Raw genomic sequence first — 19,257 nt, forward strand, 5'->3', positions numbered from 1 at the left:
CGTAGTAGTCAGCGCAACAACGAAAGCTGTCCATGAAGTCCACCACGCTCCCTCTTCGATTCGTAGTCCTGATCGAGTGGCGCCTGCATGCGGCGCTTGCGCTGCTGCTGACGCTGGCTGCATTGCTGTGGCCTGCACTGGCGAGGGCCGCACCGCGCGAGAAGGTCGCCGCCGATCTGCGCCAGGCTGTCGATTCGGCCGCTGCGCCTCGCCAGCGCTGGCAACAGGAACTGGCCGGTCGCCGCTATGTGCACACCCTGGTCGTCAGCGACGGGCGGGATGCCGAGTTGGCCGAGCTCCGCCGCGCAGTCGTGGCGGCGGGAGGCACCGTCCACTGGCGCTACCAGTCGGTGCCGGCGCTTTTCGTGACCTTGCCCGTCGACAAGGTCGACGCGCTCGCCGCGCGGCCGGACGTGCAGAGCATCTCGCCGAACCGGCGCGCGGCCCGCACGTTCAGCCTGACCGAGGCCTCCACCGGCGCAGCCGACGTGCGTGCCGCCACGATCGGCGCGGCGCGGGGCCTGGACGGCTCGGGCGTCGCCATCGCCGTGCTGGATTCGGGCATCGCTGGGAACCACACCGCGTTCACCGATGGCCAGCGTTCGCGGGTCGCACGCGCCGTCGATTTTGAGAAGGTGACGCAAGGCGGCGCGGGCCGCGCCTGGCAGCCCGGCGTCGACCGATCCGACGCGGCGCTCGACGAACGCCAGCAAGCGGCGGGCGGGGCGGATCCGTATGGCCACGGCACGCATGTCGCGGGCGTCGCCGCAGGCCGCTCGACGTCGCGTCTGCCCGAGTCGAGCGGCATCGCCACCCAGGCCTCGCTGGTCGACGTCAAGGTGCTTGACAGCCGCGGCGAAGGCGAGCTGAGCGATGTGCTGGCCGGGATCGACTGGGTCATCGCGCATGCGAAGCAGCAAAACATCCGCGTGCTCAACGTGAGCCTCGCCGCCGATTCGACCGAGTCGTATCGGACCGACCCGCTGTGCGGCGCTCTGCGCGGCGCGAGTGCAGCCGGCCTCGTGGTGGTCGTGGCCGCTGGCAACTACGGCACGGACGCCTCCGGTCAGGAGCGCTACGGCACGATCAGCTCGCCGGGCAACGAGCCCTCGGTCATCACCGTGGGGTCGGCCAACACGCAGGCGACCGCCTCGCGCAGCGACGACGCGGTCAACCATTTCAGTTCCCGCGGGCCCACCCGCGGCGGCCTGTTCCTGCCCGACGGGCGCCGCGTCGCCGACAACCTGCTCAAGCCGGACCTGGTGGCCCCGGGCAACCGCATCGTCGGCCCGATGGCGGCCGGCAGCACGCTCGCCACGGACTTCCCCTCGCTGTCGGCGCCCTACGGCGGCACGGCGCAGCCGCGGGGCCGCGAGCTGATGGACCTGAGCGGCACTTCGGTCGCCGCGCCGGTGGTGTCCGGTGCCGTGGCCCTGATGTTGCAGGCCAACCCCGGCCTGACGCCCCCGTTGGTGAAGGCGATCCTGCAGTACACCGCGCAGGCCCTGCCAGGCGCCAACCTGCTGCAACAGGGCGCCGGCCTGTTGAACGTCGACGGCGCGGTGCGGCTGGCCGGTGCGCTGCGCAGCGATCTCGCCACGGTCATCGCCAGCGGCCGCATCGCGGCGGGTGCGCCGCTGCTGGCGCCCGGCCAGGTGATGCCCGTGCCGGTGTCGATCATCGGCGGTCAGTCGGTGCCCTGGAGTCGCATCATCTTCGCCGGCGGGCGCCATCTCTACTCCGGCAGCGCGCTTTTCACCCGCTACCAGCCGGCGTACGACCCGGGCCTGTTCTGGGTGGGCGGCAGCGCGACGCGCGTTACTGTCCAGATCCGCCCCGGCGCGGCGCTGTCGATGATCACGGCGTCTCCCGTGCCGTCGGGGCAGCGCTTCCTGACCGACGGCGTCATCGCGCTGAATACGCTGGCCGGCCGCAGTTCGCTGCTGGGTCGCACGGGCGTCTTCGTCCCCACCGCGACGCTTTCCGGTTGGCTGGCGTCGGGCAGCGGCGTGGTGCTCAGCGAAGGCGTTGTCCTCAGTGAGGGGGTGGTCCTCAGCGAAGGGGTCGTTCTCAGCGAAGGGGTGGTGCTGAGCGAAGGCGTGGTGCTCAGCGAGGGTGTCGTGCTCAGCGAGGGCGTGGTGCTCAGCGAGGGTGTCGTGCTCAGCGAAGTGGCCCGCACGGGCGAACGATGATGGCGGCTGCCGCCGCCGAGGCCGGCGTGAGCTGGCCTCGGCGTGTCCATCAGGCACTGATGCCGGACTACAACCGCAAGGCGGCGGTGTATTGGTGGGCGGTGGTCTGTATCGGCGCGGTGGTGCTCGCGCACTCGTTGCGCCACGTCGTGAGCCTTTCGCCGGATGCCTGGTTGCGCGTGGTGGGCGGTACGCTGCTGGCGATGCTGGCCGGGCTGGTGCCGGTGCGGATTCCGCGTTCAACGAACTCGTTCACTGCCGGCGAGATCTTCATCTTCCTGTTGCTGCTGCTGAACGGGCCGGAGGCCGCGGCCGTGGCGTCGGCGGCGGAAGCACTGGTCGGTGCCTGGCGCACCTCCAAGCGCTGGACCAGCCGCATCGCCAGCCCCGCGATGGCGGCCATTGCCATGTTCAGCGCCGGTACGGTGCTGCACGTTGCGCTGGGTGAACTGCGCAACCATCAACTGGAGAGCGACAGCCTGATCCTGCTGGGCGCCATTCTGTTTGCGCTCGGCTACTTCGTGCTGAACACCGTGATGGCCACGGCGGTGCCGCGGCTCAAGCGCAACGAGCCGCTGTCGGTCCGGGCCTTCGTCGACGCATTCGGCTGGCTTGGCATCGCCTATGCGGGCAACGCCTCGGTGGCGACATTGCTGTTCCTCAGCTTTCGGCAGTCGGGCATCGTCGTCGTCGTCGCGGCCACGCCGATCATCGTGATCCTGCTGACGACCGGCCACTTCTTCTTCCGCCGCGAGGAAGCGGCCGAAGCGGTGCGCAAGGCGCGTGAGCAGCAATTGGCGCAGAAGCAGGCGCTGGAGAACGCGCGCCAGTCGGGCATGGCCGAGATCGCCACCAACGTGCTGCACAACGTGGGCAATGTGCTCAACAGCGTCAACGTGTCAGCCGAGCTGATCAGCGGCAAGGTTCGCAGTTCGGAGGCGGCGGGGCTGGCCCGCGCGGTGGCGCTGCTGGACGCGCATGCGCACGACCTGGGCGACTACCTCACCCGCGACGCGCGCGGGAAGTTGCTGCCAAGCTACCTAAAGCAACTTTCGGTGGCGGTGGCCGAGGAGCGCCAGCAGATCCTTGACGAGCTGGCGGCGCTGACGCGCAGCGTGCGCCACATCAAGGAAATCGTGGCGACGCAGCAGTCCTACGCCGGCGCGTCCAGCATGGTCGAATCGACGCGCATCACCGACTTGATCGAGGATGCGCTGCGCATCGATACCGGTGGCATCGGTCCGCTGCGCGTGGAGCGCGAATTCGAGGATGTGCCGGCATTGATGCTGGACAAGCACCGGACGCTGCTGATCCTGGTGAACCTGATCGGCAACGCGCGCCATGCGGTGCTGCAGGCGTCGCCCGGCGTCGGGCAATGCATCGTGGTGCGGGTGCGGGCGGTTGAAGGCGATCGCCTCCAGGTGGCCGTTGCCGACAACGGTTGCGGCATCGCGCCGGAGAATCTCACGCGCATCTTTGCGCACGGGTTCACGACCAAGCAGGACGGCCACGGGTTTGGCTTGCACAGCTGCGTGTTGGCAGCGCAGGAGATGGGCGGTACGCTGATTGCCCACAGCGACGGTCCCGGAACCGGGGCCACCTTCACGCTTGAGCTACCTCTGACCGCTGCCACGGACACCCAGGCATGAACTCCTTCGAGAACCGTCGCGTCCTGCTGGTCGACGACATGCCGACGATCCATGAGGATTTCCGCAAGATCCTCGCGCCGGAGATCGGCGCCGCTTCGGCGCTGGAAGCCGCCAAGGCGGCGTTGTTCGGCGACGAGATCACCGCAGCCGCCCAGCCGTTCGAACTCGACTCGGCCTACCAGGGCCAGGAAGGCCTGGCCCGCGTGGTCGAGGCGCTGGCGCAGGGCCGGCCCTATGCGGTGGCCTTCGTCGACATGCGCATGCCGCCCGGCTGGGATGGCGTGGAGACGGTCGAGCGCCTTTGGCGGGCCGACCCGAGACTGCAGGTGGTCTTCTGCACCGCCTACTCCGATGCCTCATGGGAGGAGGTGCTGCAGCGCCTGGACACCCGCGACCGCCTGCTCATCCTGAAAAAGCCCTTCGACAACATCGAGGTGAGCCAGCTGGCCAACGCGCTGGCTGCGAAATGGCAGGCCACGCAGCAGGCTGCCGCGCAGATCGATCAGCTGGAAGCCGCGGTGGCCGCTCGCACCACCCAGTTGACGCAGGCGAACACGGCGCTGCAGGCGGAAATCACCGAGCGCAAGCAACTCGAGACCCAGCTGGTGCAATCACAGAGCCTGGCGTCCATCGGGCAGCTCGCCGCCGGCGTGGCGCACGAAATCAACAACCCGATCGGCTACGTCTTTGCGAACCACGGCACGCTGGATACCTACCAGGAGCAGTTGTTCGGGCTGCTCGGCGCCTACCGCGCGGCCGAGGGCCAGCTGCCCGCGAGCCTGGCCGCATCGCTTGCTGCACAGAGGGAACAGGTGGGCCTGGACTACCTGCACGACGACATGCCGGCGCTGATCCAGGAGTCGCGCGAGGGCCTGATGCGGGTTCGCCAGATCGTGCAGGACTTGAAGGATTTCTCACGCGTCGACGCCGGGCAGGAATGGCAGCGCGTCGACCTTCACGCGGGCATCGAATCCACGCTCAACCTGGTCGCTGGCGAAGTGCAGCACAAGGCCGACCTGGTGCGGGAGTTCGACCGCTTGCCGGAAGTCGACTGCATGCCGTCGCAGATCAACCAGGTGGTCTTGAACCTGGTCGTCAACGCAGCCCATGCGATCGACAACGGGGTTCGCGGCACGATCACGCTTCGAACCGGTTGCGAAGGCGACGCGCATGTGTGGCTGGAAGTGGCCGACACCGGCTGCGGCATGCCGCAGGAAGTGCTCGGTCGCATCTTCGAGCCCTTCTACACCACCAAGCCGATCGGCCAGGGCAGAGGGCTTGGGCTGTCCTTGTCCTACGGCATCGTGCAAAAGCACGCCGGGCGCATCGACGTGCACAGCCAGGTCGGCAGCGGCACGACCTTCCGTGTCACGCTGCCGATGCGGCGCGCCGAGGCGACGCCGGGCTGAGTGCGGTGACAGGGCCCAGGCCGGTGCACCGAACGGCTACTGCGCCAACCACCCCGCCAACTTTTCCGCAATCATCAACGTCGGCGAATTCGTGTTGCCGCTCGTGATTGTCGGCATCACGCTCGCGTCGGCGATGCGCAAACCGCTCACGCCGCGCACGCGCAGCCGCGAGTCGACCACCGCGCCGGGGTCGTCCTTGCGGCCCATGCGGCAGGTGCCCACGGGGTGGAAGATGGTCGTCGCGATGTCGCCGGCCAGGCGCGCCAGTTCCTCGTCGGTCTGGTATTGCGGCCCGGGCTTGTATTCCTCGGGCTTGAAGCCGGCCAGCGCTGGTTGGGACACGATGCGGCGCGTCAGCTTCAGGCTCTCGGCAGCGACATGCCGGTCCGCGTCGGTGGAAAGGTAGTTGGGCCGGATGGCCGGCGCCACGGTCGCGTCGGGCGAAGTGGCGAGCACGGTGCCGCGGCTGGTCGGGTTGAGGTTGCAGACGCTGGCCGTGAAGGCGTTGAAGCCATGCAAGGGCTCACCGAAAGCGTCCAGCGACAGCGGCTGCACGTGGTATTCCAGGTCGGGCCAGACCTTGTCGGGGTGGCTGCGCGTGAAGGCGCCGAGCTGGCTGGGCGCCATGCTCATCGGGCCGCTGCGGCGCAGCGCATATTCCAGGCCAATCATGGCCTTGCCCAGCAGCGAGGCCGAGCGCGTGTTCAGCGTCTTCGCGCCGTCGACCTTGTAGACAGCGCGGATCTGCAGGTGGTCCTGCAGGTTGGCGCCGACGCCGGTCAGGTGCTGCTCAACGGTGATGCCCAGGCTCTGCAGCAGATCTGCCGGGCCGAGGCCGCTGAGCTGCAGGATCTGCGGCGAGCCGATGGCGCCGGCCGCGAGGATGACCTCGCCACCGACGTTGAGCCAGGGCTGTTCGACGCCATGAGGGGTCAGCACCTCGACGCCGCTGCAGCGCAGACCCGTGTCGTCTTTGAGCAGGCGCAGCTTGCGCACCTGGGCGCCCGTCCACAGCTCGAAGTTGGGCCGCCCGAACGTGGTTGGCCGCAGGAAGGCCTTGGCCGTGTTCCAGCGCCAACCCTTCTTCTGGTTGACCTCGAAATAGCCCACGCCTTCGTTGTTGCCAGCGTTGAAGTCGCTCGTGGCCGGGACGCCGGCCTGAGTTGCGGCGGTGGCGAATGCATCGAGGATGGGCCAGCGCAGGCGCTGCTGCTCAACCCGCCACTCGCCCTTGTGGCCGTGCACGGCGGCAAAGCCCTCGGGCGCCGTCGTGGGCTTGTCCAGCCGCCAGTGGTTCTCGTGCTTGCGAAAGGCCCGCAGCACGCGCTCCCAGCGCCAGGTGTCGTCTCCCGTGACCTCGGCCCAGTGCTCGTAGTCGCGGCTCTGGCCGCGCATATAGATCATGCCGTTGATGCTGGAGCTGCCGCCCAGCACCTTGCCGCGCGGGTAGCGCAGGCTGCGGCCGTTCAGCCCGGCCTCGGCCTCGGTGTTGAAGCACCAGTCGGTGCGCGGGTTGCCGATGCAGTAGAGATAACCGACGGGAATGTGAATCCAGTGGTAGTCGTCCTTGCCGCCGGCCTCGATGAGCAGGACGCGCTTGTCGGGCTTGGCGCTGAGCCGGTTCGCGAGCAGGCAGCCGGCGGTGCCGGCGCCCACGATGATGTAGTCGAAACCTTGTCGGGACATTGAGCGCTAACTGGGCGTGCGGAGGGCGAAACCCCGAGCGTACGTCACTCGGCGTTGGCGCTCCCCAGGCGGTACCAGTCCAGCTTGCGTGTCAGCGTCATCACGGTGGCAAGCACGGTGAACAACAAGATGGCGCCGATGGCCAGGGCCGCTTGCTCGCGGCTCAGCAGCACGTACAGCGCGCCGTAGAGCAACGCGATGCCACTGCCGAAGGCCGCGCCGCGCAGCCAGCCGCCCAGCATGGCGGCGGCGTATTGCGTCAGCACCAGGGCCGCCGCTCCGGCCGCGATCAGGTAGGCCACCAGGAAGGGCAGGTGCTCCGACAGGCTGAGCAGCAGCAGGAAGAACAGGCTCAGAGCCAGGCCCACGAGCAGATATTGCACCGGGTGCACGCGCCGGCCGGTCAGCAATTCGGTGAGGCCAACGGTGACGAAGGTCAGCGCGATGAACATCAGGCCGTACTTGATGGCACGGTCGCTCATCACATAGGGGTTCACGGGGTCGATCAGGTCAACGGCGAGCGTGTCCAGGTTGCCCTTGCCGGCGATCACGTCGGCGACGCCGCCGCTGGCCAGTTCGGTGACCTGCCAACGCGCCTTGAAGCCGTCGTCGCTGATGTCGCTGCCCGTGGGCAGGAAGCGCCCGCCAAAGCTCGGATGCGGCCAGCTGGATTCCAGCGTCATGGTCGTGTCGCTGGCGGCCGGCACGAGGGCCAGGCTTTGCGTGCCGGCCAGGTCCACGACCAGCTTCAGCTCAAGGCGTTCGCCGGCAGCCGGGGCCGGCAGCACGGCATGCAGGCCAGAGGGGTAGGCGGTGTCCGTCGTGCCGGGCCTGACGGTCAACGCGTGGCCGTCGCGCGTCAGCGTGACCTTGCGCAGGCCGCGGGCATCCTTGGCTGAGAACATCGCGATGACATCGCCGCATTCGACGTGGCCGCCGGCGTTGTCGGGCCGGGGTGTCAGGCCGGAGGTTTCCTCCCAGCGCGCCAGCAGGGTCAGCTTGCCGGCGTAGGTGTTGACCTTGAACAGGCCGCGATGGCGTGGGTCGGGCACGAGGTCGCCACTCACCTGCAACTGCGCGGGCGGCAACCGATGCGCGAAGTTGCGGGTCTGAACGCCATCCTTGTAGGGCGCCCAGGTCTCGGTGCATTGGCGCAGCAGGATGGGGCCTAGCAGCGTCTGCGGGCCCGCGAGCGACTGTTCGACGTTCTGCTCAGCCTCGCGCTGCCGGGCCTGGCGCTCATGCGCAAGACCGCGGATTTCGCCGAGCACGACGACCAGCAGCAGGGTGATGACGGCCAGGATGACCAGCTTGAGGAAGAGGGGGTGCTTGTTCATGCCGCCAGCATCGCCAGCGGCGGTGAGCGGACAACGAAGTGTGTGAAGTGAGGGTGAAGTCAGCGCGGAAGAACCAAGCTGACGCGCAGCCCGGGCCCCGCCGCCTCGAAAGCCAGCCATCCGCCATGCAGTTCGGCCACGCGGCGCGCAATGGCCAGGCCCAGACCCGAGCCTTTGACGAGGCTGCCGGGCCGCGCCGTGGAGAAGAAGCGTTTGCCCAACTGGGCAAACGCCGCCGCGGGTACGCCGGGGCCGCGGTCGCGCAGCGTCAGGCGCGCAGTCGTTGGCGTCGCGTTGACGGCCAGTTCGAGCATGGAGCCGTCCGGTGCAAAGTCGATGGCGTTGATGAGGAGATTGCCGAAGGCCAGCTCCAGCAGCCCGGTGTCGACCTCGATGGCCACGGCCTCGCGAGCCGTCCAGGTGATGCCCAGACCTTTTTGCGCGAGGCGCGGCCCCTGTCGTTCCAGCTGGGCCTCGGCCCAGTCGGCCAGCGCAATCCGCTGGGGCTCGCCCGGCCCCACCTGGGCCTCCAGCTGCGACAGCGCCAGCACGCGCTCCACCAGCGTCTGCAGCCGCGCGGTCTGGTCCAGCACCTGGGCGGCGAAGCGCTGGCGGTCGGCGGCGGGCAGCTCGTCCTGCAGCAGCTCGCCGCTGGCGCGCAGCGCGGCCAGCGGGCTCTTCAGTTCATGCGTTAACGCGCGCACGTCGTGTTCGAGCTGCTCGCGGCCTTCGAGGCGGCGGCGCATGTCGTCCATGGCATGGGCGAGGTCACCCAACTCGCCGGGCATGGCCGGCGGAGCAATCGCCTGGCCGGCCTGGGCCTGCTGGGCATAGCGGCGCAGCCGCCGTACCGAGGCGACGAGCCACAACGTCACCGCGACACCGATGACAAGGCTGGCCGCAAGCAGCACCGCGCCAGCCCAGAACACGCGGCGCTCGGCGCGGTCGATGAAGCGCTGCACGCTGGCCACCGGCTTGGCGACGCTGACGACGCCCAGCGTGCGGCCGTCCTTGAGGATGGGCGCCGCGACGACGAGGATGGTGCTGCGGTCGTCCGCGGAATAGCGCGTCGAGCGCGCGCCGTAGTCGCCACGCAGCGTCAGCGCCACGTCGCGCCACCGCGAATAGTCCTGGCCCACGGCCGAGGGTTGGCCGGAGTCGAGCACGACGCGGCCGCGCGCATCGGTCACATAGATGCGCAGGTCCAGGCTCTGCTTGCGCAGCCCCCAGATCGGCACGTCGACCTCGCGCTTCACATAGCGCTGCAGCCGCTCGGCAAGAGGGCTGCCGGGTTTGAGGCCGTTGGCGTCCATCTCGTCGGCGGCGGTCTCGGCCATCAGATGTGCCGTATCCACCATCAGGTCCTCCATGACCTCGCGCACGCTGGGCTTGACCTCGGCCAGGAAGACTTTGAGTAGCAGCACAGCACTCAGGCCGGCAATCAGGAAGAAGCCGAAGAAGACTCTGAGGCCCAATCTCATGATTCGGCCATCAGGGTTCCAGCGAGTAACCGAGACCTCGATGTGTCTTGATCGGGTCGCGCTCCGGCGCCGCCTCGCGCAGCTTGGCGCGCAGCGTCTTGATGTGGGTGTCCACGGTGCGGTCCGTGCTTTCGGCGCTGCTGCCCCAGACGGCGTCCAGCAACGCGTCGCGGCTGTGGATGCGCTGCGGCGCGCGCAGCAGATGCGTCAGCAGGCCGAGCTCCAGCTTGGTGAGGTTGAGCGGCGCGCCGTCCAGGCTGACTCGCGTGCCGTCGACCGTGAAGCCCAGCGTTGGCGCGGGCGCGGCCTGGGCGCGGCGCAGCAGGGCGCGCACGCGGGCGACCAGCTCGCGCGGGCTGAAGGGCTTGGCGAGGTAGTCGTCGGCGCCCAGCTCCAGGCCGAGCACGCGGTCCATCTCCTCGCTGCGCGCGCTCAGCACGATGATGGGCAGGCGAGCGAGCGGGCCATTGCGCAGCTCTCGACACAAGTCCAGGCCGTGGCCGTCGGGCAGGCCGATATCGAGGACGAGCAGCTCGGGTGCCGGTGCCGCGCGCAGGCGCTCGCGGGCCTCGGCCAGCCAGGCGCGGTGCTCGACGACGAAGCCCTCGCGCTTCAGGGCGAAGGCGACCGTGTCCGCGATGGCGGGGTCGTCCTCCAGCAGCAGGATGGTGACGCTCAAGCGTGCCAGCCCTTCGCGAGTGCCGCGACGAGTTCAGCCGCTGTCCCCGGCGCACGGTTGACCGGCAGCGCCTGCCCGGCCCACAGGCTGATGAAGTCAGCATTGCCCGCCTTGGCCGCCGCCTGGCGCATCGGCCGGCTGGCCGCGTTGGGTTGCGGGAAGGCGGGCAGCGTCACGCCTTCCAGCTCGCGCGTGACGCGGTTGGCCACGCCGCGGGCCAGGCGGCCGGAGAAGGCGCGGGTCAGCGTCGAATCGGCGTCGCTCGCGGCCAGCAGGGCGGCGCGGTAGGCCGGCGACAGCGGGCATTCCTCAACCAGCAGGAAGGCCGTGCCGACCGTCACTGCGCTGGCGCCCAGCGCCTGCGCCGCCGCGACGCCACGTGCGTCGGCGATGCCGCCGGCCGCGATGACGGGGACATCCAGCGCATCGACGAGCTGGGGCACCAGCGCCATCGTGCCGATCAGCGCACCTTCCACGCTTCCCAGGAAGCCGCCGCGGTGGCCACCGCCTTCGTAGCCTTGGGCGATGACGGCATCCACACCGCTGGCCTGCAGCAGCAGGCCTTCCGCCACCTGCGTGGCCGTGCCGAGCACAGTGAAACCCTGCGCCTTCAACGCCGCCACGCGCGCCACGCCGGGGTCGCCCATGACGAAGCTGATGACGGCCGGCCGGGCGGCGATGGTGGCTTCGAGCTGGGCGTCGAAGTCCTCCTCGAAGCGCTCCGGCCGCGCCGGCGTCGACAGGCCCAGTTCGGTGTGCCAGGGGGCCAGGCGGGCGAGGTAGGTGTCCAGCGCGCTGTCGTCGCGCAGCCAGGGTTGCGGGCAGAACAGGTTGATGCCGAAGGGCTGGTCGGTGCGCGCGCGGATGTCGGCGGCGATCTCGGTGATGCGTGCCGGCGTCAGGTAAGCGGCACCGAGCTGGCCGAAGCCGCCGCCTGCGCTGACGGCGGCCACCAGCGCGGCGCTGGACGCTTCGCCGGCCATCGGCGCCATCCAGATGGGAGGCAGGTCAAACAGGCTCATGTCGTCACCCCACGGTTCGTGCGGCCAGCACCGGGAAAAGCTTGATCAGCCCGTCGGCCAGCAGCTCCACCGCCAGTGCGGCAAGGATCAGGCCCATCAGCCGCGTCATGATGTTGATGCCGGTCTGGCCCAGCACCTTGGCGATCTTGCTGGACGCGGAGAAGACCACGAAGGTGACGAGGGCGACGACAACGCCATAGCCGCAAAGCACGGCCAGCTCCCACCAGACGCGCGTCTTGTCGGCGTAGATGACCATGGTGGAGATGGTGGCCGGGCCGGTCAGCAGCGGGATGGCCAGCGGCACGACGGCGATGCTGGCGCCGGCATCGGCCTTGGTGTTGCCCTCCGACACATCCTCCTTGCGCGCCTCGGCCGGCTGGGCGTTGAGCATCTGCAGCGAGCTGATCAACAGCAGGCAGCCGCCACCGACCTGGAAGCTGGCCAGCGAGATGCCGAAGAACTCGATGATCTTCAGCCCGAACAGCGCACTCAGCGCGATGACGATGCCGGCGGTGCTGGCGCTGACCAGGATGGTCTTGCGCCGCTGCGTGCGCGAGAACGCCGACGTGAAGTGGATGAAGAAAGGCACCACGCCGACCGGATTCACGATGGCCAGCAGCGCGACGAGGGGCTTGTAGATATCCATGACGGCTGATTGTGGCGGGCCCTTGCTGTCAAGGCCGAAACTCAAGCCTCTGCGTGTTCGCGCAGGGTGCGCAGATAGTCCAGCCCTGCCGCGCTGCGGCAACCCCACCAGCTGAGCAGTTCGCCGTCGACCAGCTGCACGCGCGCCTGCGGGCACAGCGCCTGCGCCTCGGCGGTGTGCGCGGCGCCGAAGCGGTAGGGTTCGGAGCTCAGCAGCACGCGGTCGATGCCGTGAAGCCAGGCTTCGTTGCCAGCAAGCGCCGGGTAGCGGCCGGCGCCATGCTCGCCGCCGAGCAAATCCGGCCAGGTGTGCCAACCGACTTCAGCCAGCAGCGTCGAGACATAGGTGTCGCGCGCCACTGTCATCCATGGGTCGCGCCAGATCAGGTAGAGCACCTTCTCGCCCGGCCAAGTTTGGCCACGACAGCGGTCCAGCGCGGCGCTGAATTCGGCCGAAAGTGCTGCGGCACGCGCGCTGACGCCCGGCTCGCCCGCAAAGGCCGAACGCAACTGCTCGAACAGCGCGAGGTTGTCCTCGGGCCGGCTCGGGTGGGTCACGATGACCTCAGGAACGAATTCCCGCAGCGCCTCGGCCGTTTCCAGCCGGTTCTCGTCCACATTGACGATGGCATGGGTTGGCGCGAGTTTTCTCAGCTTGGCGAGGTTCACGTCCTTGGTGCCTCCCACCTTGGGCACGCTGGCGACGGCTTCGGCCGGGTGGATGCAAAAACCCGTGCGGGCCACCAGGCGGGGCCCCAGCCCCAAAGCCACCAGCGTCTCGGTCGCGCTTGGCACAAGTGAGGCAATTCGTGGCGCGATCATTCCGGCTCGGTCACGGCGAGATAGACGGCGCAGCAGCCGCGCAGCCAGACCAGGGTCGGCAGCACGAGCGCAATGGCGAAGACGACGCCGCCGCCGATCAGCGCAGCCATGCCGAGCGACCCGCCCTGCAGCGGCAGGCCGCTGGCCCCGAAGGCGCGCGGCCCCAGGCCCATGACGCCGGCCAGCAACTGGTTGGGCGGCAGTTCGATGCCAGCGCCGACGATGGCGAGACCCGCCACCAGGCGCCCGCCGCTGACGACGACAAAGCTGACAGCCGCCGTGGCCAGGGCCGTCATCAGATAGACAGTGGCTATCAGCAAGGCGGTTTCCGGCAGGCCGTGACGCAGGCGCTCACGCAGAAAGCCCAGCACCCCGGCGCTGCGCCGCCCGGCCCACACCGCCGGCCCGGCCAGCGGCCCGATGAGGATGACGAGGACAAAGCTGAGGCCGCCCAGGGCCAGCACGCCTGCTGGCAGTACGACGGCCAACAGCGGCGGGCCGATGACCGGCCAACGGGTCGCCCACAGCAGGCCGACCACCGTCAGCACGACCGCGCCGGCCATCGCCACGCAGGCCAGCAGGGCCAGCAGCACGCGGTGAGCGCTGCGCAGCGCGTCGGCCAGGGCGTCCTGGGGGTCACGCACCGGCAGGCCACGGGCCTGGTCCATCAGCATCAGTCCGGTGGCATTGACACCAAAAAAAGCGACAGCCAGGGCCAGGCCCAGCCAGACGGCGCTCAAGATGGTCTGTTCGCGCATCAGGGCCGACTGGGCCATGGCCAGCAGCAGGCCGGCAACGCAAAAACTGGCCAGCAAGGCATAAAGGGCACGCAGATTGCGCAGCGCATCGACGCTGGCGAGGACTCGGGACAGGGCGGAGATCAGGCTTGGCGTCATGAATTCGGGCTCGGACGGCGATGGTATCGATGACGGGACCGTGAGGGCTCCCAGGCGCCAGGGTTTGTGCTAGCTCTGAAAAACAACACTTGCCGGAGTGGCGTTCCGCAATCTCTTTACCCCGCCACCATAATCAATTGCCTGTGTCTGGACGCCGCACCTTCGCTTGAATGGTTCACGTAGGGTTGAAGCTCCACATGGTTTTTTGGTTTTGAGTAGAGAAGGGCTTCCCCATGGGAAACAAGCTTTATGTGGGCAATCTGGCCTACAGCGTGCGTGACGAATCGCTGCAAGAATCGTTCGGTCAATTTGGTACGGTGACCTCTGCGAAGGTCATGATGGACCGCGAGACGGGCCGTTCCAAGGGTTTCGGTTTCGTCGAAATGGGTTCGGACGCTGAGGCGCAAGCCGCCATCAACGGCATGAACGGCCAGGCCCTCGAAGGCCGCGCCATCGTCGTCAACGAGGCTCGTCCTCGTGAAGAGCGTCCGGGCGGCTTCGGCGGCGGCGGTGGCCGTTCCGGCGGTGGCGGCTTTGGTGGTGGTGGCGGCTACGGCGGCGGCGGCGGTGGCCGTTCCGGTGGTGGCGGCTACGGCGGCGGCGGTAGCAGCGGCGGTGGCGGCGGCTACGGTGGTGGTGGCTACGGCGGTGGTGGCGGCGGTGGCCGCTCCGGTGGCGGCGGCTACGGCGGTGGCGGCGGTGGCCGCTCTGGCGGTGGCGGCGGCTACGGTGGTGGCGGCGGTGGCTACGGCGGCGGTGGCCGTTCCGGCGGCTATTGATCCCACAGCCTCGCAAGAGATCTGAGCAAAGCGCCCTTTCGGGCGCTTTGTCTTTTTCAGGACTGCATCTCTAGAACCCCAGCGTCGCCTTGGCGAAGACCTCGCTGGCGCGCACGGCCCCCGGCTGTTGACGAGCCCGGTTCAGGCCCAGGCTGATGATGCGGCTCAGCCCGATACGGTGCTGGAACATCACCGACAGCACCCGCCCCCTGTCATCCTGCGCGGCCAGGTTCGAGCCGGCGTCATCACGGCGGTTGAAGCGGGTCTGCTGGTGGATGAGCCGCAGGGAGTCGCGCGGGCTCAGGTGCAAGACGACCAGGCTCTGGGCGCTGCGGTCGGCGAAGGCACGGTGGCCGTCGGGCGCGTCAATCCAGGCCAAGCCGAAGCGCTGCTCGAACTCCAACCACAACCCAGCGGGCAGTGGCAGGCGCATCCGAGCCTGGACCTGGGCTTGTGCCCCCAGGCCGACGCGATCGGCGTCCACATCCAGGCGGCGGCCCCATTCCACTTCGGCATCCACGTAGTTCAGCAGTTCGCCCGGGTTGGACTCGATGCCGATCAGCAGCGTGCGCGTCGCATGCAGCGGGCCACCACTCCTGGCGCGGTGGCTGTCCAGGCCAACATGACCCCAGACGCCGGTATTTCGTGCGGCAGCGAACCAGAAGCCTGGCTGAAAGAGGCGGTCGACCACCTGCGCAGCCGTCACGCCGAGCACGGGGTCGGCCAGGGTGCGCGTCTCCTGCAGCTTCAACTGCGCCTCGTGGTCGTGCATGTCGATGCCGGCGAACTCCCGTGGCCCCAGGCGCAGATAGCCGAAGGCCGACGCACGGCGAATGCCGCTCTGGTTGACGAAGCCGTTGTCGTTGGCAAAGCGAGGGCTGATCTCCTCGATGTTGACGTTGGCCGCCCAGTCGGCATCCCGGTGGCGCCAGGCCGCCCAGGCGCGGTGGCCGCGCTCGCGGCTCACGCGCAGTACCTGGCCGTCGGCGTCCAGGCCCAGCGTCGTATCGGACAGCAGCAGATGGCCGCGCCATTGGTCGTTGTCGCCGGCACGCCAGACGGCGTCGCTGCCGATGACCTGGGTCGTCAGCCCCTTGCCAAAGTCGCGCAGCGACACCAGGCCCGCCAGGCCGAGGTCGCCAAGTTGCGTGCGGCCGCGCGCGAAGCTGGCCTGGGAGCCGCGTGGCTGCACGCCGCTGCGCGTCGCAAAGGCACCGGCGCGCAACACCGTTCCGCCGCCCGCGTCGCGCAGGTGCAGGGCGGTGGCCTCGGCACCCGCGCCGCGCCAGGTGGCGCGCAGGCCCCAGTCGGGGTCGGTGATGGCACGGGTGTAGAAGGCCGCGAGGCTGCGGTTCTCGCCCGACTCATCGGGCTGGGTCGGGCCGACGACGTCGGCGCTCTCCAGGAAGAAGGGGCGCTTCTCGGGCACGCTGAGCGCAAAGCGCGTGTTGCCGGCGAGCTGGGGTGCGTCGAGTTCGACCTGGGAGAAATCGGGGTTGAGCGTTGCGTCCAGCACCCAGTCGGCGCGCGGTCGCCACTTGAACTCGGCGCCCAGCGAGGCCTTGCGCGTGCGGCGGGTGCCACTCTCGTCGCTGCTGTCGCTCGTCGAGCGCACTGTCAGCTCGGGCCGAAAGCCGATGAAGCTGCGTTCGCGCACCTGTTCTACCAGATCGCCCAGGCCATCGAGCGGCTGCAGCTCGGCGATGAAGCTCAGCGCATCCTTGTTCAGGGCCGGCGAGCTGACGTTGAGCGTGCGATCTTCGCGGGGGATGTTGCGCGCGACCATGATGCGCCAGGGTGCGCCGCCATCGTGAGGGAACCTCAGCGCCGCGATGGGCCAGCGCAGCTCGATGCTGTAGCCATCGGGCAGGCGGGTCGCCGCGGCGTGGAGGTCGAAGTCTGGCGCCGAGTCCTCGGTGTCCTCTTCTGCCGCGAACAGGCCGTCCTCGACGCCGCCGGCCGCACTGACTCGCACGTACTGAGCCGTGCGGCGATGGCCGACGGGGTCGATGAAGACGGAGACGAAGTCCTGGTCGGCCTTGACCTGGTCTCGGCGGGCCAGCGGGGCGCGGATGCGACCGGGCTCGGGGTCCCAGGCGCGGATGCCGAAGACCAGGGCGTCCTCGGTGACGAGAACCTGCACCGTCGTTCGCCAGCGCGCGGCCTGCTTGTCGGCGGGCAGGAACTGCGCAAAGCGTTCGTAGACGGGCGCGCGCAGCCAGGCCGCGTCATCCAGCTGCCCGTCAATGACAGGCGTGGCTTCGCCGGCTGCGAGGCGCAGGGCGGTGGGGTGTTGAAGTTCGGGGGTGTTGCCCCAGGCGGGCAGGACCAGGGCGCAAAGGCCCAGGGCCATGCCCGAGCCGAGAAGGCGAAAAATCATGAATTTCGTCCGAGGTCGGCCGCCGAACGGGGCCGCAGGAATCAATGGGCTGGCGACGTCAGCGGTGGACGTGCAGCAGCGAGCGGGCGGCGCTGAAACGATGTTCAGCGCGCGGGCTTAGCAGGGGTGAAGCACCTTGGCCATGATGTCCTCCTCGGCTGCAACGGCAGCTCTCGGGTCGAAGGCGCGCAGTGTAGCCACGGCGCGCAGGCCGTGAACAGCCCTATTCGCTCGCCCGCTTCTTGCGCGGCCGGCTGCCCAGTGCCCGGTCGTAGAGCCAGTTGGGCAATATTCGCAGCAGCTTGGCCAGCACACCCATCTGCCACGGAATGACGCGGTAGCTGACCTGGGCGCGAATGGCGCGCACGGCCTGGTCGGCGAAGTCGTCAACCTGCATAAGGAAGGGCATGCTGTAGCGGTTGCCGCGCGTCAGCGGCGTGTCGATATAGCCCGGCAGCAGGGTGACGACGCTCACGCCGAAGGGGCGGCATTCGCCGCGCAGGCTTTCGCAGTAGGCGACGACGGCGGACTTGCTGGCGCTGTAGGCACCATGCCCCGGCAGGCCGCGGATGGCCGCGACGCTGGCCACGCCGACCAACGTGCCCGAGCGGCGCTCGTTCATTGCCGCGACGAAGGGGTGGAAGGTGGCGGCCAGGCCGACGTTGTTGGTCTCGAAGGTGCGGCGCATCACCTCGAGGTCGTCGAAATGAGCCGTGTCCATGCCGATGCTGATGCCGGCGTTCGCAATGACCGCATCCGGCAGGCCTTGCGCGGTGATGCACTCGCGACCGATGCGGGCCATGGCGTCCAGGTCAGCCACGTCCGCGCCATAGACCTTGAAGCGGGCCGCGTCGAGCTTCTGCTCGGCCGCCCAGCGTTCGACCTCGGCGGTGCGGCGCGCGACCAGTGCGAGGCGTGCGCCGTCGCGGTAGTAGCGCAGGGCCAGGGCCTGGCCGATGCCGCTGGACGCGCCGGTGATGAAGACGAGCTCGCTCATCTCGGGGCCTTGGACATGATTTGCCCCTGCGCCTTGCCCGTGAAATGGACCTGGCCGGTCAGGTGGCGGTACTCGAAGTTCTGCGCGTGCAGCGTCGAGCTGCCCTGGCGGATGGTGACTGGCAGGTGCGAGCGCAGGATCTCGCTGTTGGACAGGGCCTGAAGGAACTCGCCGCGCACCTCGAGCTGGGCCGGCGCGTTCTCGCCGGCGCCGGGTGGCAGGCGGCGCAGGTGGACGTTGCCGAGGAGTTGCATGTCGCTGCCGTCGCCATTGCTGAGGGCGCGCTTGGCGTCGGCGACGGCCAGGCTGCCGTCCGGCCCGATGGCACGCACGCGGACCTCGTCGATCTCGACGGTGTCGGTGTCCGGGTAGTGGCGCAGTTCCGCCCCGGCGATCTGCACATGCAGCCGCCCATCGGCGCCGATGCGCTGGATCTCGAAATTGGCCATGCGGTAGTCGGGCAGATGGCGTGGTGGCGCCACCTCGCCAGGGGCGTCAATCAGCGGCGTGTTCTTCACCAGCCACCAGGTTGCGCTGGCCAGCGCGGCCATCAGCAGCAGCGGCAGGTAGTTGGACAGCAGGCTTTGCAGCCGCCACAGCCAGGGCCGGGGCTTCTGACGACGCGGCGCGGGAATGGGCAGTGCCACTGGGGTCACGAACTCTTGCCTCCATCCAGCGTGTCGTGGTGGGCATTGAGAAGGCGTTCGTAATGGCCGGCCGCCATCAGCAGCACGTCGCAATACTCGCGCGCGGCGCCGTGGCCGCCCGCGGCGCGAGTGACGTGGTGAGCAATGGCCAGCACCTCGGCATGCGCCCCTGGGGGCGCGCAGGCGAAGCCGGCACGCACCATCAGCGGCAGGTCCGGCCAGTCGTCGCCCATGACGGCGACTTCGTCCCAGCTGGCGCCGAGGGCACTGAGCAGCGGCTCGGCGGCGGCGAGCTTGTCGCGTGCGCCGTAGACGGCATGCTGCAGGTCCAGGTCGGCGACGCGGCGTCGCACGGCCAGGCTGTCGCGGCCCGTGACGATGACCGGCGTGATGCCCACCTGTTGCAGCGATTTCAGGCCATGGCCGTCCAGCGTGTTGAAGGCCTTGAACTCTTCGCCATGCTCGCCGATGTAGATGCGGCCGTCGGTCAGCACGCCGTCGACGTCGAAGATGGCCAGCTTGATCGCCAGGCCGCGGCCTTGCGCCTTGACGAGGAGCTCGGGGGGGAACTTCAGGTTTGCGCGCATGGTCATTTCAGTTTGCACTCACGGGCCGAGCGCTGGGCCGCTCCCGAGC

Annotated in this window: 16 protein-coding genes; 4 read left to right on the plus strand and 12 right to left on the minus strand. The window is 69.1% G+C overall.

The genetic code is table 11. From position 1 onward, the window contains the following. Positions 1 to 32: 32 nt before the first annotated feature. The 3 genes from ASC95_RS12100 to ASC95_RS12110 are packed head-to-tail and all read left to right on the plus strand — an operon-like array spanning position 33 to position 5,250. On the plus strand, positions 33 to 2,192 hold the full coding sequence (locus ASC95_RS12100; protein ID WP_057297942.1) for a S8 family serine peptidase: 2,160 nt from the start codon (positions 33 to 35) through the stop codon (positions 2,190 to 2,192). Then, complete coding sequence (locus ASC95_RS12105) at positions 2,192 to 3,841, plus strand: sensor histidine kinase (RefSeq protein ID WP_057297943.1); 1,650 nt, start codon at positions 2,192 to 2,194, stop codon at positions 3,839 to 3,841. Before ASC95_RS12100 ends, ASC95_RS12105 begins: the two co-directional genes overlap by 1 nt. After that, positions 3,838 to 5,250 carry an ATP-binding protein gene (locus ASC95_RS12110; RefSeq protein ID WP_057297944.1) on the plus strand — a complete coding sequence of 471 codons (1,413 nt, stop codon included), beginning with the start codon at positions 3,838 to 3,840 and terminating at the stop codon, positions 5,248 to 5,250. The genes ASC95_RS12105 and ASC95_RS12110 overlap by 4 nt, the downstream gene beginning before the upstream one ends. A gap of 36 nt (positions 5,251 to 5,286) precedes the next feature. Here the strand turns inward: ASC95_RS12110 and ASC95_RS12115 are convergent, their stop codons facing one another. The 8 genes from ASC95_RS12115 to ASC95_RS12150 are packed head-to-tail and all read right to left on the minus strand — an operon-like array spanning position 5,287 to position 13,818. Next, positions 5,287 to 6,936 (minus strand): GMC family oxidoreductase, encoded by a 1,650-nt coding sequence (locus ASC95_RS12115; RefSeq protein ID WP_057297945.1) that lies wholly within the window; start codon positions 6,934 to 6,936, stop codon positions 5,287 to 5,289. 44 nt (positions 6,937 to 6,980) lie between these two features. Further along, entirely contained in the window at positions 6,981 to 8,273 is a 1,293-nt protein-coding gene (creD, locus tag ASC95_RS12120; protein ID WP_057297946.1) for a cell envelope integrity protein CreD, read from the minus strand. A 59-nt stretch (positions 8,274 to 8,332) separates the two neighbouring features. Next, a complete protein-coding gene (creC, locus tag ASC95_RS12125; protein ID WP_057297947.1) occupies positions 8,333 to 9,754 on the minus strand; it encodes a two-component system sensor histidine kinase CreC in 1,422 nt (473 codons plus the stop codon). Between the two features lie 10 nt (positions 9,755 to 9,764). Continuing rightward, positions 9,765 to 10,433: a two-component system response regulator CreB gene (gene creB / locus ASC95_RS12130; RefSeq protein ID WP_057297948.1), complete on the minus strand. Its 669-nt coding sequence runs from the start codon at positions 10,431 to 10,433 to the stop codon at positions 9,765 to 9,767. Further along, a complete protein-coding gene (locus ASC95_RS12135) occupies positions 10,430 to 11,455 on the minus strand; it encodes a nitronate monooxygenase family protein (protein ID WP_057297949.1) in 1,026 nt (341 codons plus the stop codon). The genes creB and ASC95_RS12135 overlap by 4 nt, the downstream gene beginning before the upstream one ends. 4 nt (positions 11,456 to 11,459) lie before the next feature. Next, complete coding sequence (locus ASC95_RS12140; RefSeq protein ID WP_056191866.1) at positions 11,460 to 12,101, minus strand: MarC family protein; 642 nt, start codon at positions 12,099 to 12,101, stop codon at positions 11,460 to 11,462. A gap of 41 nt (positions 12,102 to 12,142) precedes the next feature. After that, positions 12,143 to 12,922 (minus strand): helical backbone metal receptor, encoded by a 780-nt coding sequence (locus ASC95_RS12145; protein WP_057297950.1) that lies wholly within the window; start codon positions 12,920 to 12,922, stop codon positions 12,143 to 12,145. Further along, positions 12,919 to 13,818: a hypothetical protein gene (locus tag ASC95_RS12150; RefSeq protein WP_057297951.1), complete on the minus strand. Its 900-nt coding sequence runs from the start codon at positions 13,816 to 13,818 to the stop codon at positions 12,919 to 12,921. The genes ASC95_RS12145 and ASC95_RS12150 overlap by 4 nt, the downstream gene beginning before the upstream one ends. Positions 13,819 to 14,051: 233 nt before the next feature. Between ASC95_RS12150 and ASC95_RS12155 the strand changes: the two genes are divergently transcribed. Beyond that, complete coding sequence (locus ASC95_RS12155; protein WP_057297952.1) at positions 14,052 to 14,597, plus strand: RNA-binding protein; 546 nt, start codon at positions 14,052 to 14,054, stop codon at positions 14,595 to 14,597. A 70-nt stretch (positions 14,598 to 14,667) separates the two neighbouring features. On the opposite strand, the gene ASC95_RS12160 is transcribed toward ASC95_RS12155, so the two are convergent. From ASC95_RS12160 to ASC95_RS12175, 4 genes are all read right to left on the minus strand, one after another. Next, positions 14,668 to 16,977 (minus strand): carbohydrate binding family 9 domain-containing protein, encoded by a 2,310-nt coding sequence (locus ASC95_RS12160; protein WP_057297953.1) that lies wholly within the window; start codon positions 16,975 to 16,977, stop codon positions 14,668 to 14,670. A 223-nt stretch (positions 16,978 to 17,200) separates the two neighbouring features. Next, on the minus strand, positions 17,201 to 17,974 hold the full coding sequence (locus tag ASC95_RS12165; RefSeq protein WP_057297954.1) for an SDR family oxidoreductase: 774 nt from the start codon (positions 17,972 to 17,974) through the stop codon (positions 17,201 to 17,203). Further along, a complete protein-coding gene (gene lptC, locus ASC95_RS12170; RefSeq protein ID WP_082567726.1) occupies positions 17,971 to 18,630 on the minus strand; it encodes an LPS export ABC transporter periplasmic protein LptC in 660 nt (219 codons plus the stop codon). The genes ASC95_RS12165 and lptC overlap by 4 nt, the downstream gene beginning before the upstream one ends. Further along, on the minus strand, positions 18,627 to 19,208 hold the full coding sequence (locus ASC95_RS12175) for an HAD family hydrolase (protein ID WP_057298356.1): 582 nt from the start codon (positions 19,206 to 19,208) through the stop codon (positions 18,627 to 18,629). The genes lptC and ASC95_RS12175 overlap by 4 nt, the downstream gene beginning before the upstream one ends. Positions 19,209 to 19,257: the final 49 nt, after the last annotated feature.

The organism is Pelomonas sp. Root1217 (genome assembly GCF_001425705.1).
Taxonomy (GTDB): Bacteria; Pseudomonadota; Gammaproteobacteria; order Burkholderiales; family Burkholderiaceae_C; genus Pelomonas.

Excerpts from the sequence above, each read along its gene's own strand:
- ASC95_RS12100 (WP_057297942.1), top strand. The coding sequence starts at position 33 with ATGAAGTCCACCACGCTCCCTCTTCGATTCGTAGTCCTGATCGAGTGG.
- ASC95_RS12105 (WP_057297943.1), top strand. The coding sequence starts at position 2,192 with ATGGCGGCTGCCGCCGCCGAGGCCGGCGTGAGCTGGCCTCGGCGTGTC.
- ASC95_RS12110 (WP_057297944.1), top strand. The coding sequence starts at position 3,838 with ATGAACTCCTTCGAGAACCGTCGCGTCCTGCTGGTCGACGACATGCCG.
- ASC95_RS12115 (WP_057297945.1), bottom strand. The coding sequence starts at position 6,936 with ATGTCCCGACAAGGTTTCGACTACATCATCGTGGGCGCCGGCACCGCC.
- creD (WP_057297946.1), bottom strand. The coding sequence starts at position 8,273 with ATGAACAAGCACCCCCTCTTCCTCAAGCTGGTCATCCTGGCCGTCATC.
- creC (WP_057297947.1), bottom strand. The coding sequence starts at position 9,754 with ATGAGATTGGGCCTCAGAGTCTTCTTCGGCTTCTTCCTGATTGCCGGC.
- ASC95_RS12135 (WP_057297949.1), bottom strand. The coding sequence starts at position 11,455 with ATGAGCCTGTTTGACCTGCCTCCCATCTGGATGGCGCCGATGGCCGGC.
- ASC95_RS12140 (WP_056191866.1), bottom strand. The coding sequence starts at position 12,101 with ATGGATATCTACAAGCCCCTCGTCGCGCTGCTGGCCATCGTGAATCCG.
- ASC95_RS12145 (WP_057297950.1), bottom strand. The coding sequence starts at position 12,922 with ATGATCGCGCCACGAATTGCCTCACTTGTGCCAAGCGCGACCGAGACG.
- ASC95_RS12150 (WP_057297951.1), bottom strand. The coding sequence starts at position 13,818 with ATGACGCCAAGCCTGATCTCCGCCCTGTCCCGAGTCCTCGCCAGCGTC.
- ASC95_RS12155 (WP_057297952.1), top strand. The coding sequence starts at position 14,052 with ATGGGAAACAAGCTTTATGTGGGCAATCTGGCCTACAGCGTGCGTGAC.
- ASC95_RS12160 (WP_057297953.1), bottom strand. The coding sequence starts at position 16,977 with ATGATTTTTCGCCTTCTCGGCTCGGGCATGGCCCTGGGCCTTTGCGCC.
- ASC95_RS12165 (WP_057297954.1), bottom strand. The coding sequence starts at position 17,974 with ATGAGCGAGCTCGTCTTCATCACCGGCGCGTCCAGCGGCATCGGCCAG.
- ASC95_RS12175 (WP_057298356.1), bottom strand. The coding sequence starts at position 19,208 with ATGCGCGCAAACCTGAAGTTCCCCCCCGAGCTCCTCGTCAAGGCGCAA.